Raw genomic sequence first — 12,721 nt, 5'->3', positions numbered from 1 at the left:
ACTTAGTTCACCATAAAGCCGGGTGACGCCTGAGAGCTGGCAATCCATGCTTCAAAGGCCGTGGCCGTCAACGGACGGCTGATCAGGTAACCCTGTGCCGTGTCGCAGTGCCAGCGGCGGAGCAGGTCCAGGCTATGTTGATATTCAACGCCTTCGGCCACGACTTTGAGCCCGAGGTTGTGGCTCATTTCGATGGTCGAACGCACGATCACGGCGTCTTCACTGGTTTCATCCAGATCGCGCACGAAAGACTGGTCGATTTTCAATTCCTGCACCGGCAGTCGCTTCAAGTGCGCCAGCGACGAATAGCCGGTGCCGAAGTCATCGATTGACAGACTGATGCCGCAGTCGCGCAGACGGTGCAGAACGATCAACGCTTTTTCCGGCTCGCTCATGACGGCGCTTTCGGTGATTTCAAACACCAACTGCTCGGCAGGCACGCCATACTGCTTGATCAGGCGCATGGCATACCCGGCCAGATCACCGCTCAACAAGTCATCGGCGGAAATATTGACCGACACCTGCAGCACCAGCCCACGCTGGCGCCAGTCAGCCAACTGCCGAAACGCTTCTTCGATGACCCAGTCGGTCAGCAGATGAATACTGCCGGTGCGCTCGGCCAGCACAATGAATTCCGCAGGCGAGACATTGCCGAACTGCGGATGCGTCCAGCGCAACAAGGCTTCGGCCTGCCGCACATAGCCTTGGCGGATATCCAGCTTGGGCTGGTAATGCAGCGTCAGTTCGCCGCGCTGCGGGGCTTTGCGCAAGTCACGGATCAGGCTGATCTGGCGCTGGTGGGCAAGGTCGCGACCGTCCTCATAGATCTGCAGGCGGCCGGGCAGGAATGTGGCGTCTTTGCGGGCAATCGCCGCACGGCTGACCAGCTTCTGGGCAGAGCCACCGTGTTCCGGGTACACCGTGATGCCAACGCAGCATTCAAGTGCCAGATCCAGATTATCGATGCGCGGCAGCCCGGCGAGTAAACGTTGCACCGCGTCACCCATGCCTACAGCGCCGTCGCTGGTAGTGTTATCCAGCAGCAGCAGAAATTCGGTAGCGGTCAGCCGAGCGACTGTATCGCCGGCGCGCAAGATGCCTTGCAGGCGCTGTCCCACCTGAAGCAACAGCTGCTCTACCCCTTCGGCACCCGCACTTTCACTGATTGTCGCGAGGTTGCTGATACCCAGGTACAACAGCGCAACCGGACGCTCGGCAGCAATCGAGCTGCCCAGACGCTCCATGACCAGCGCCCGGTTGGGCAGGCCGGTGAGGTTGTCATGCAGCGCGTTGTGCGCAAGCTGGCCTTCACGCACGGCGATGCCATGCTGCATGGTGTTGATCGCATCGGCGAGCATGCCCAACTCGTCGTTACGGGCCATGTTTACCGGGGTTTCATAATCACCGTCGCCAATACGCTTGGCGGCAATCGCCAAAGCCCGCACCGGCAACGAAACGCTGCGCGCCAGTGCCAGCGTGCCGATCAATGAGGCCAGCACGGCGGCCATGGAAATCCAGAAAATCTTTTCATCGAGCGGCGCAAAAGCCTGAAAAGCCTTGTCGAGCGGGCTTTGCAGCAACGCGATCACTTGCCCGTCGCCAGCGTTGCCGGTATTGGCAAGCATCAGGGTCTGACTGAGAAAGTTCAGGTTGGCCTGCTCGGTGACCCGCATCTGCCCACCCGAGGAGTTCCTCATCAGCTCGACCAGCCCTTCGTGCAGGGCGGGCGGCTGGGTACTGATCAAATTGCCCGACTGACCGTTTTCCACGGTGAGAAAAGACACTTCCAGGCCGCTGAGCGAGCGCAGTTCCTCGGCAATGTCGCCGTCAATGGCGAACCCCATGACCACGCGACCGATCGGCAAAGGCGCCAGCACGGTGCTTTCGACCAGCAAATGCGGCGTTCCACCACCGGGGATGATCAGCACCGACTGACCGGCACGCTTGGCATTGCGCAACGCCTGGTCATAAATGAATCGGGAGCCTTCAGGCACTTCGGGGACTGTGCTGGCAACCACCACACCGTCCATCCCCAGCAGGAACATCTCACTGGCGTTGATCCGTTTGCCGTGGTTCAGCAGTACGGATCGAATGGTCGATGCGTCTGCGCTGGCCACCGCATCGCGAAAGCCGAAATCGGCAGCCAGCAACTGCACTCCGTCACGCAAGCGCTTGCCGCGCAGATCGATCAAGCGCTCAAACACCCGGCTACCGACTTCCAGTTGCGCCTGCGCCTGTGTACGCACCGCATCCCCGGTCGCGACCTTGACCGCCAGGAAGACTGCACACACGACGATCAGCAACAGGGCAATCAAAACCCCGGCGATACGCGCCTGAAAGCTGATTTTAAGCTTCATTCATGGGCGGCCTTGTGAAAGGCTTCGCCAAACCCGTCCGACGCAGGTTTTGCAGGTTTGTCCTCGGCTTTCGGTTCGACATTCAGTTTGAAGCGCTGAACAAGTCCTGCAACGGGCACATCGAACTCGCCACCAGACACCGGCTGCATGTCTTCCAGCTGCGGGTGCCAGAGTGTGGCGGCGTAGTGCCCGGCAGGCAGCTGATCGAGTTTCAGCAGGCCATTGCTGTCCGTCACGCCGAACCACGGCTCGTCGGTCACGTAGATGTAGCCAACCATCCAGTCATGAATATTGCAGCCAAGTACCACGACGCCAGGCTTGTCGAACAGCAGCGGGGCCGACGGTGTGCCTTCATAGAGGCGCAATTCAAAGCGCTTGGCTGGAGAAAACGAATACACCTGATGGCGAATGTTGTCGCTGTTGGGGAACCTGACCTGCGTGCCGGTGTGGACCGCCAGCACGTAGGGCGAAAACTCCTGATCGCGCTGATCCATCGCCGCCTGGAGTACGACCGGCGCAGTTCCGGGAGGCCCTTTGAGGGTGACCACGGCATCGGCAAGAGGCTTGCCCTGATTGTCGAACATTTGCGCGGTAAAGGTCGCAGCCGATGCTGTCGCAGCCGATGCCATCCATAATCCAGCCAGCAATGCCGAAATAACTACGTTGGTCATACCTGATTCAACCCATAGCGGCAGCGCCGCAATCAAATAAGCCAGCACGGTTCAGTGCTGACTGCCTCCATGTCACGAATAGCGGTTTTACTACCGCTTAACAGACTATCGACCAAGACTATTGAAACCTGAGGGTGACTGCCCCATCTAAGAGCCATGTTCAACTTCTCAGGTGCCCCATGAGCGACCAGCAGACAGACTCGCCAGATTTGCCCGATGACGCAGACGAGCACGACGTGTCTCTGAGCTCCGACAGCACCTCGCTTGCCTTGCCCGGCCAGAACCTGCCGGACAAGGTTTACATCATTCCGATTCACAACCGCCCCTTTTTCCCCGCCCAAGTGTTACCGGTGATCGTCAATGAAGAGCCGTGGGCCGAGACTCTGGAGCTGGTCAGCAAGTCCGATCATCACTCGCTTGCGCTGTTTTTCATGGACACGCCGCAGGAAGATCCTCGCCACTTCGATACAGCCGCGCTCCCCGAGTATGGCACTTTGGTCAAGGTTCACCATGCCAGTCGTGAAAATGGCCGCTTGCAGTTCGTGGCCCAAGGCCTGAGCCGTGTGCGTATTCGCACCTGGCTCAAGCACCATCGCCCGCCTTATCTGGTTGAAGTCGAGTACCCGCAGCAGCCCAACGAGCCCACCGACGAGGTGAAGGCCTACGGCATGGCGCTGATCAATGCGATCAAGGAACTGCTGCCACTCAACCCGCTGTACAGCGAGGAATTGAAGAATTACCTCAATCGCTTCAGCCCCAACGACCCGTCGCCGCTCACCGATTTTGCGGCTGCCCTGACGTCTGCTACCGGCGTTGAGCTGCAACAGGTGCTCGACTGCGTGCCGATGCTCAAGCGCATGGAAAAAGTCCTGCCCATGCTGCGCAAGGAAGTCGAGGTTGCGCGCCTGCAGAAAGAGATCTCTGCCGAGGTGAATCGCAAGATCGGCGAGCACCAGCGCCAGTTCTTCCTCAAGGAGCAGCTCAAAGTCATTCAGCAGGAGCTGGGGCTGAGCAAGGACGATCGCAGTGCGGACATCGAACAATTCGAGCAGCGCCTCGAAGGCAAGACCTTGCCGCCACAGGCGCGCAAAAAGTTCGACGAGGAAATCGGCAAGCTCAAGGTGCTGGAAACCGGCTCGCCCGAATACGCGGTGACGCGTAATTATCTGGACTGGACCAGCTCCTTGCCGTGGGGCGTCTATGGTGCCGACAAACTGGACCTCAAGCACGCGCGCAAAGTGCTCGATCAGCACCACGCCGGGCTGGATGACATCAAGGCGCGGATTCTCGAATTCCTCGCCGTGGGTGCCTATAAAGGCGAAATCAGCGGTTCGATCGTGCTGCTGGTGGGCCCGCCCGGCGTGGGCAAGACCAGCGTCGGCCGCTCGATTGCCGAATCTCTGGGTCGGCCGTTCTATCGTCTGAGCGTGGGTGGTATGCGTGACGAGGCGGAGATCAAGGGCCATCGCCGGACCTACATCGGTGCCCAGCCGGGCAAGCTGGTGCAGGCGCTGAAAGACGTCGAAGTCATGAACCCGGTGATCATGCTTGATGAAATCGACAAGATGGGCCAGAGCTACCAGGGCGACCCTGCGTCTGCGCTGCTGGAAACCCTGGACCCGGAACAGAACGTCGAATTCCTTGATCATTATCTGGACCTGCGTCTGGACCTGTCGAAAGTGCTGTTCGTGTGCACCGCCAACACCCTGGACTCGATCCCCGGTCCGTTGCTCGACCGGATGGAAGTGATTCGCCTGTCCGGCTATATCACCGAAGAGAAACTGGCGATTGCCAAGCGGCACTTGTGGCCCAAGCAATTGGCGAAAGCCGGCGTGGCGAAGAACAAGCTGAGCATCAGTGACACCGCCCTGCGCGCCGTCATAGAGGGCTATGCGCGGGAAGCCGGTGTACGGCATCTGGAAAAACAGCTCGGCAAACTGGTGCGCAAAGCTGTCGTGAAACTGCTGGATGCGCCTGATTCAGTGATCAAGATCGGGCCGAAAGACCTCGAAGCGTCGCTGGGTATGCCGGTGTTCCGCAGCGAACAGGTGCTGTCCGGGGTTGGCGTGATTACCGGTCTGGCCTGGACCAGCATGGGCGGCGCCACCCTGCCGATCGAAGCCACGCGTATTCACACCTTGAACCGCGGCTTCAAGCTGACCGGGCAACTGGGTGATGTGATGAAGGAGTCGGCAGAAATTGCTTATAGCTACGTCAGTGCCAATCTGGCGAAGTTTGGCGGCGATGCGAAGTTCTTCGACGAAGCGTTCGTGCACGTTCACGTTCCCGAGGGCGCAACCCCTAAGGACGGTCCGAGCGCAGGCGTGACCATGGCCAGTGCCTTGCTGTCGCTGGCGCGTAATCAGGCGCCCAAGAAAGGCGTCGCCATGACCGGCGAACTGACCCTGACGGGCCATGTGCTGCCTATCGGTGGCGTGCGCGAAAAGGTCATTGCGGCCCGTCGCCAGAAAATCCACGAACTGATCCTGCCAGAGCCGAACCGTGGCAATTTCGAGGAACTGCCGGATTATCTCAAGGAAGGCATCACCGTCCACTTCGCCAAGCGCTTTGCGGATGTGGTGAAGGTGTTGTTTTAAAGGTGGGTATGGCGCAGATCCCAAGCGGATTCTGCGCCACGCTCCAGCGCTCATCGTTATACAAAGTCTGCTTTTGATTCTGGCCGAAGGCCTTAGGAGCGAACTTGTTCGCGAAGGCAGTAGTTCAGGCGATGCATTTTTCTCGTTCCCACGCTCCGCGTGGTAATGCATTTCGTGACGCTCCGCGTCACACGGTTCTGCGATATCAGACAGACTCAGGCTCGACTCGAGCCCCCTTTTCGCCCCTCGGCGACCTACTTTGATGGGGCCAAAGTAGGCAAACCCCCTCGCTCCTGTTTCCGGCCCGACTTCGTCGGGTTCCTTCAGACACCCCTCGCTCCTCACACTCCCGCGTAAAACCTTGATCGGTTATCCTTCGACCTCGTCTCGCAATACCGGAACTTGCCATGACCCCTGCCCGTTTTATTGCACCGTTGAGCCTTGCGCTGCTGACGGCGTGCGCTCAGACGCCGAAGCATATTGTTTCCATCGACACGCAAAGCGATTGTCCGCTGACACTCAAGTCCGGGCAGACGCTGATTCTGACGCTGCCCAGCAACCCGACAACCGGCTTTCGCTGGCTGACCCAAAACCCCGCGCAGAGTGTCCTGCGCAGTCTGGGGCCTGAGGTGTATGCCAACGCCGAAAGCAAGGAGATGGTCGGCAGCGGCGGGCAATCTGTGTGGCGCTACAAGGCCACCGACGCTGGCACCGGCAAGCTGATGATGACCTATCAGCAACCCTGGGCTCCGGAAGTCCCGCCGGACCAGACGTTCGAGTGCGCGATCACCGTGAACTGAGGCGTTGGGTGCGGCTGGTCCGACCGCACACGCTGCACCATGCATCGCGGCGACAAGTTGGCTAGAATGCCCGCCTTTCAAAGCCTTCGCCGGAACCGCCGTGAGCAAAGAACCCGACCGCATTTTCGCCCAGCCCCTGGCTCAGGTGCCTGACTTCGCCTTCAATGAAGACGTGGTTCGGGTATTCCCGGACATGATCAAACGCTCGGTGCCGGGCTACCCGACGATTGTCGAAAACCTCGGTGTGCTCGCCGCGCAGTTCGCGCAGCCCCACACCGTGCTGTATGACCTCGGCAGTTCATTGGGTGCCGTCACTCAGGCCTTGCGCCGCCATGTACGCGGCGAAGGCTGTGAAGTCATTGCGATAGACAATTCCAGCGCAATGGTCGAGCGCTGCCGTGAATACCTCAATGCGCAGAACTCCATGTTTCAGGAGCTGCTGCCGGTGCAGGTCATCGAGGGCGATATCCTGGCCCTGGAATTCAAGCCTGCCTCGGTCGTGGCGTTGAACTTCACCCTGCAATTCATCGCTCCCGACCAGCGCCTGTCATTGCTTGGGCGCATTCGTGACGCATTGGTGCCGGGCGGCGCGCTGATCCTTTCCGAAAAACTGCGTTTCAACGATGAGCAGGAGCAGGCGCTGCTGACTGATCTGCACATTGCCTTCAAACGCGCCAACGGCTACAGCGATCTGGAAATTTCCCAGAAACGCAGCGCCATCGAAAACGTCATGAAACCCGACAGCCTTGAAGAACACCGTCAGCGTCTGCTGGCGGCAGGCTTCTCCAACGTCGTGCCCTGGTTCCAATGCCTTAACTTTGCCTCGTTGATTGCCCTGCCATGATTGATCTCGCGCCTCTTGTCCGTCGTCTGGCGGGAACCCCACTGGCTGAGTGGGCCAACGGCCTGCAAGCACAACTCGACACCAAGATGACCAAGGGTCACGGTGACCTGCAACGCTGGCAAAGTGCGCTGGATGCCTTGCCGGACCTGCAACCCGAAACAGTCGATCTGGCTGACAGCTTTACGCTGGAAACCGAGTGCGACGGCGAAACCCGTACCGTGCTGCGCAAAGCGCTGCTCGGTTTGTCGCCATGGCGCAAAGGTCCGTTCAACGTGTTCGGCGTGCATATCGATACTGAATGGCGCTCGGACTGGAAGTGGTCGCGGGTGTCGCCACACCTCGATCTGAAGGGCAAACGCGTCCTGGACGTAGGGTGCGGCAACGGCTATTACCAATGGCGCATGCTCGGTGCCGGTGCCGACAGCGTGATCGGCGTCGACCCTAACTGGCTGTTCTTCTGCCAGTTCCAGGCTATGCAGCGCTACCTGCCCGACCTTCCCGCCTGGCACCTGCCTTTCGCGCTTGAAGACCTGCCGGCCAACCTGGAAGGCTTCGACACGGTGTTTTCCATGGGCGTGCTGTATCACCGTAAATCGCCGATCGACCATTTACTGGCATTGAAAGACTGCCTGGTCAAAGGTGGCGAAGTGGTGATGGAAACCCTGGTGGTGCCGGGCGATGTGCATCAGGTGCTGGTGCCGGAAGACCGTTACGCGCAAATGCGCAACGTATGGTTCCTGCCCTCAGTGCCCGCGCTGGAGCTGTGGATGCGCCGCGCAGGCTTTACTGACGTGCGTTGCGTGGACGTCAGCCACACAACGGTCGAAGAACAACGCAGCACTGAATGGATGCGCTTTCAGTCACTGGGCGATTATCTGGACCCCAACGATCACAGCAAGACGGTCGAAGGCCTGCCAGCGCCCATGCGTGCGGTGATCGTGGGGCGTAAGCCCTGACCGAGACTTACCTGGCAGCGGCGACGATCAGCGCTTTCATTTCGGACACCGCCGCCTTGAAGCCAACGAACAATGCATGGGCCACCAGCGCGTGGCCGATGTTCAGTTCGTTGATGCCCTTGATCGCCGCGACCGCTTCGACGTTGTGATAGTGCAGACCGTGGCCGGCGTTGACGATCAGGCCCTGAGCGAGACCAAAGGCTACGCCATCGGCAACCCGCTGCAGCTCTTCGGCCACTTCGGTCGGCGTCTGGGCATCGGCATAACGGCCGGTGTGCAGTTCGATCGCTGGCGCACCCACACGCTTTGACGCCGCAATCTGACGCTCGTCGGCATCGATGAACAGCGAGACTTCACAGCCGATCTTCGCCAGTCGCTCAACCGCCGCTTTGATACGTGCTTCCTGTCCGGCAACGTCCAGACCACCTTCAGTGGTCAGTTCCTGACGCGTTTCCGGCACCAGGCAGATATGCGCCGGGCGGATGCGCTCGGCAAAGGCGAGCATTTCTTCGGTGACGCCCATCTCGAAATTCATGCGCGTCTGCAGCACATCCTTGAGCAGCAGGACGTCACGTTCCTGAATGTGTCGTCGGTCTTCACGCAGGTGAACGGTGATGCCATCGGCGCCCGCCTCTTCGGCGTCCAGCGCGGCTTTCACCGGGTCCGGATAACGCGTGCCGCGAGCCTGACGCAAGGTGGCTACGTGGTCGATGTTCACGCCGAGCAGGATGCGAGTACTTTGAGTCACGGTTGTCTCCAGAAAAATGGACGGGCTGATTTGATCGACTTGAGACCGTTCGAGCAGGCTCTAGAGGATAAAGCCTGATCAAGGCTTGCGAAACAGTTCTCGGCTGACGAGCGGACGTCCGCCCAGATGCACAGCCAGCGCCTGACGCATCAGACGCTTGGCAGCAGACAGTGCGCCAGGGATGCTCCAGTCAGCCTCGGCCATGGCCAGCAGCTCGACGCCCTGGAACAACCCGGGTTGTAACAGGTAGACACGCTCAAGCCCGGCATCCACTTGCAGACGGTACATGCCATCTGCTGCCAGCGGCTCGCCGTTGATATCAGCGTCCATGGCAAAACCGTAGCCCAGATCGTCCAGCAGTCGCCATTCGAAGGAGCGCAGCAGCGGCTCCAGCGGACGGCCAGCGGCCAGCGCCAGCAAGGTAGCAGCGTAGTGATCGAATACAGCGGGGTGCGGGTCTTCGGCAGGCAGCAGGCGAATCAGCAGTTCGTTGAGGTACATGCCGCTGAACAGCGCTTCACCGGTCATCCAGGTGGCCACACCTGCGCTTTCCATGCGACCGACGTTCTTCAGTTCGCCACGCCCGCGAAACTCGACTTCCAGCGGCACGAAGGGTCGCGCCAGCGAACCGGCCTTGCCCTTGGCACTGCGCAACACGGCCCGCAGAAGCCCTTGCGGCGTGAGGAAGTCGACCAGTGCGCTGTTCTCGCGATAGGCACGGCTGTGAAGCACATAAGCAGGTTGGCCGGTGGGCGTGCTCATCAGGCGGGCTCGAAAGAAAAGGATTCGCCCGACCGCACAGGGGCCAGGCGAAAGGACAGCTTAAAGGTCGCCGTAACCAAGCGAACGCAGCGCGCGCTCATCATCGGACCAGCCACCCTTGACCTTGACCCACAGGTTGAGCATGACCTTGGAGTCGAACAGCAGCTCCATGTCGCGGCGGGCATCACTGCCGATACGCTTGATGCGATCGCCCTTGTCGCCAATGATGATCTTCTTCTGACCATCACGTTCGACGAGGATCAACGCGTGGATGTGCAGCGTGCGCCCTTGTTGCTTAAACTCTTCGATCTCGACGGTGATCTGGTACGGAAGCTCGGCACCCAGCTGGCGCATGATCTTCTCGCGGACCAGTTCGGCAGCCAGGAAACGGCTGCTGCGGTCGGTGATCTGATCTTCCGGGAAGAAGTGCTCGTTCTCGGGCAGATGGGAAGCGATCAGGCTTTCCAGTGCTTCAAGGTTGTGCCCGTGCTGCGCGGAGATCGGCATGATGGAGGCATTCGGCAGCTGGCCTTGCAGCCACTCCAGATGCGGCATCAGGGCGCTCTTGTCTTCGATGCGATCGGTCTTGTTGATCGCGAGAATCACCGGACCCTCCACGTATTGAACACGCTCCAGAACCATCTGGTCTTCGTCGGTCCAGCGGGTACGATCCACCACGAAGATCACTACGTCGACATCTTTCAACGCGGCCGACGCCGTTTTGTTCATGTAGCGGTTAAGCGCTTTTTCGCCATTCTTGTGCATGCCGGGGGTGTCGACATAGACGGCCTGAACGGCGCCCTCGGTCTTGATGCCCAGCATGTTATGACGAGTGGTCTGCGGCTTGCGCGAGGTAATCGCCAGCTTCTGACCCAGAATATGGTTGAGCAGCGTGGACTTGCCTACGTTAGGGCGGCCGACGATGGCAACATAGCCACAGCGAGTTGCGGTTGTATCAGTCATGACCGTTCTCCACGCCCAGGGCAATGAGTGCTGCTGCTGCGGCTACCTGTTCGGCAATCCGGCGGCTGACACCCTGTCCTCGACTCTTTTCATTCAAAAGGTTGATCTCGCACTCGACAAAAAACGTCCGGCAATGCGGTTCGCCCTGAATATCCACCACTTCGTAACGCGGCAGATCGCAGGCGCGCGACTGAAGGAATTCCTGCAGCCGGGTTTTCGGGTCCTTGTTGGTGTCCACCAGCGTCAGGCTGTCAAACTCGGTGGTCAGCCAGGCCAGCACACGTTCACGTGCTGCCTCCATGCCTGCATCGAGATAGATCGCCCCGATCAACGCTTCAAGCGCGTCAGCCAGAATGGACTCACGACGGAAGCCGCCGCTTTTCAACTCGCCGGACCCGAGACGCAGGTACTCGCCCAGATCGAAACCGCGCGCCAGCAGTGCCAGGGTTTCACCCTTCACCAGCCGCGCCCGCAAGCGTGACAACTGACCTTCGCGGGCCTGCGGAAAACGCTCGAACAGCGCCTCGCCGGCCACGAAGTTGAGAATGGCATCACCGAGGAATTCCAGACGCTCGTTGTTGCGACCCGCAAAACTGCGATGAGTCAGGGCCAGAACCATCAGCTCCTGATCCTTGAAAGTGTAGCCGAGCTGACGCTCCAGGCGGCTCAGGGATACGCTCACGGTTTACCCACGCTGAATTGCTTGTCGAACTTCAATACCAGATCGATGTTCTGGAACCACGGTTCACGCTGTTCATAATTCAAATGAGCTTTGAACGCGTTGTTCTCCACCGTCACTTTCAACGCCTTGTTCAAATCTATATCCCGAATGCTGTTGACCTGCATGTTCTTACCGACGTAACTGTAAAATTCGTCGACCGTGGTGATGTCCAGGGTCTTGTTGGTATCGACCGTTTCGATGATTGTCGTCATCGTCCTGTAGTCGAGGTAATGAGGGACCAGCTTGAAGGCCGTGCTGGTCGCAAAGGCGACCAACGCCAGGACCAGCAGCCATCCCACGAGCGAAAAACCTTTTTGAGAAGTGGAGAACTTCATGTTCGACCTCAACAGTGCGCAGCCTGCCCGAGCGGGCCGACGCGTCGTTCCGAGGCGCTTCCCGTCAGCCCAAATGACAAACGGCGCTGCCCAAGGCCGCGCCGCATCAATTACTTGATCAACCCAACGCGTGCAAAGTTAGGGAAGTGGCTGAGCTTCGGCTCTGGCCAGCTCATCCATACCGCGAAGGCTTTGCCCACGATGTTCTTGTCTGGAACCATGCCCAGCTCGTCTTTGGGGATGTTGGGATCGTCCCAGTAGCGGCTGTCATTGGAGTTGTCGCGATTGTCGCCCATCATGAAGTAGTGAGCGGCAGGTACTGTCCATTCACTGTCGGGCGGCGCACGGTAGCGGGTCATTTCCTGACGGATCTGGTGCTCGACTGCACCCAGTTGCTCTTCATACAGTTCCGCGCTGCCCAGTGTGCCCGGCTCGGAGCCGATCAGCTTCTTGGCAACCAGCTCACCGTTGATGAACAGTCGCTTGTCGCTGGTATAGCGGATGCGATCACCCGGCAGACCGACGACACGCTTGATGTAGTTGACGCTCGGGTCGCTGGGGTAGCGGAACACCATCACATCGCCACGTTGCGGGTCACCGATCTGGATCACCTTCTGGTCCAGGACCGGCAGGCGGATGCCATAGGCGAACTTGTTGACCAGAATGAAATCGCCTACATCCAGCGTCGGCTTCATGGAGCCCGATGGAATCTGGAACGGCTCGACCAGAAACGAACGAAGCACCAGCACGATAAACAACACCGGGAAGAACGATTTGCCGTATTCAACCAGCAAAGGTTCCTTGTTCAATCGCTCGACGACAGCAATGTCAGGTTCACCGACGCTGCCCTGATAGTTCGAAATGGCAGCCCGGCGACGAGGCGCCAGGACAATCAGGTCGATCAGTGCGAGCACGCCACAGACAAACACAGCGATGACCAACAACAGCGGGAAATTTAGTGACATAG

The 12,721-nt window shown here is 59.4% G+C and carries 12 protein-coding genes; 4 read left to right on the top strand and 8 right to left on the bottom strand.

The window, feature by feature from the left end; all coding sequences use genetic code 11:
* Positions 1–2: 2 nt before the first annotated feature.
* Both I9H07_RS05040 and I9H07_RS05035 read right to left on the bottom strand, forming a co-directional pair.
* Positions 3–2,357, bottom strand: a complete 2,355-nt coding sequence (locus I9H07_RS05040) for a bifunctional diguanylate cyclase/phosphodiesterase (RefSeq protein WP_236424457.1) — start codon at positions 2,355–2,357, stop codon at positions 3–5.
* Positions 2,354–3,028: a methylamine utilization protein gene (locus I9H07_RS05035; RefSeq protein ID WP_024675959.1), complete on the bottom strand. Its 675-nt coding sequence runs from the start codon at positions 3,026–3,028 to the stop codon at positions 2,354–2,356. Before I9H07_RS05035 ends, I9H07_RS05040 begins: the two co-directional genes overlap by 4 nt.
* A gap of 179 nt (positions 3,029–3,207) precedes the next feature.
* On the opposite strand from I9H07_RS05035, the gene lon reads away from it, so the two are divergent.
* From lon to cmoB, 4 genes are all read left to right on the top strand, one after another.
* Positions 3,208–5,625 carry an endopeptidase La gene (gene lon / locus I9H07_RS05030; RefSeq protein WP_024675958.1) on the top strand — a complete coding sequence of 806 codons (2,418 nt, stop codon included), beginning with the start codon at positions 3,208–3,210 and terminating at the stop codon, positions 5,623–5,625.
* Positions 5,626–6,032: 407 nt separating this feature from the next.
* On the top strand, positions 6,033–6,425 hold the full coding sequence (locus I9H07_RS05025; protein WP_024674884.1) for a protease inhibitor I42 family protein: 393 nt from the start codon (positions 6,033–6,035) through the stop codon (positions 6,423–6,425).
* Between the two features lie 100 nt (positions 6,426–6,525).
* Positions 6,526–7,269, top strand: coding sequence for a carboxy-S-adenosyl-L-methionine synthase CmoA (cmoA, locus tag I9H07_RS05020; RefSeq protein WP_058391042.1), 744 nt, complete (start codon positions 6,526–6,528; stop codon positions 7,267–7,269).
* The gene (cmoB, locus tag I9H07_RS05015; protein WP_236424455.1) at positions 7,266–8,225 is read left to right on the top strand and encodes a tRNA 5-methoxyuridine(34)/uridine 5-oxyacetic acid(34) synthase CmoB; all 960 of its coding nucleotides are present in this window, start codon (positions 7,266–7,268) and stop codon (positions 8,223–8,225) included. The genes cmoA and cmoB overlap by 4 nt, the downstream gene beginning before the upstream one ends.
* Before the next feature lie 7 nt (positions 8,226–8,232).
* On the opposite strand, the gene pdxJ is transcribed toward cmoB, so the two are convergent.
* The 6 genes from pdxJ to lepB form a co-directional block, all read right to left on the bottom strand.
* Complete coding sequence (gene pdxJ, locus I9H07_RS05010; RefSeq protein ID WP_017701263.1) at positions 8,233–8,973, bottom strand: pyridoxine 5'-phosphate synthase; 741 nt, start codon at positions 8,971–8,973, stop codon at positions 8,233–8,235.
* A 78-nt stretch (positions 8,974–9,051) separates the two neighbouring features.
* Positions 9,052–9,735, bottom strand: coding sequence for a DNA repair protein RecO (gene recO, locus I9H07_RS05005; protein WP_024645294.1), 684 nt, complete (start codon positions 9,733–9,735; stop codon positions 9,052–9,054).
* A gap of 60 nt (positions 9,736–9,795) precedes the next feature.
* The gene (gene era, locus I9H07_RS05000) at positions 9,796–10,698 is read right to left on the bottom strand and encodes a GTPase Era (protein WP_024674887.1); all 903 of its coding nucleotides are present in this window, start codon (positions 10,696–10,698) and stop codon (positions 9,796–9,798) included.
* Complete coding sequence (gene rnc, locus I9H07_RS04995; protein WP_007248792.1) at positions 10,691–11,380, bottom strand: ribonuclease III; 690 nt, start codon at positions 11,378–11,380, stop codon at positions 10,691–10,693. Before rnc ends, era begins: the two co-directional genes overlap by 8 nt.
* Positions 11,377–11,754 (bottom strand): DUF4845 domain-containing protein, encoded by a 378-nt coding sequence (locus tag I9H07_RS04990; protein WP_024674888.1) that lies wholly within the window; start codon positions 11,752–11,754, stop codon positions 11,377–11,379. The genes rnc and I9H07_RS04990 overlap by 4 nt, the downstream gene beginning before the upstream one ends.
* A 110-nt stretch (positions 11,755–11,864) precedes the next feature.
* Entirely contained in the window at positions 11,865–12,719 is an 855-nt protein-coding gene (gene lepB, locus I9H07_RS04985; RefSeq protein ID WP_024674889.1) for a signal peptidase I, read from the bottom strand.
* Positions 12,720–12,721: the final 2 nt, after the last annotated feature.

Origin of the sequence: Pseudomonas syringae, from assembly GCF_023278085.1 — a bacterium.
Taxonomy (GTDB): Bacteria; Pseudomonadota; Gammaproteobacteria; order Pseudomonadales; family Pseudomonadaceae; genus Aquipseudomonas; species Aquipseudomonas syringae_Q.
The sequence above is the reverse complement of the archived record's forward strand: the minus strand, read 5'-3'. Positions and strand labels throughout refer to the sequence as shown.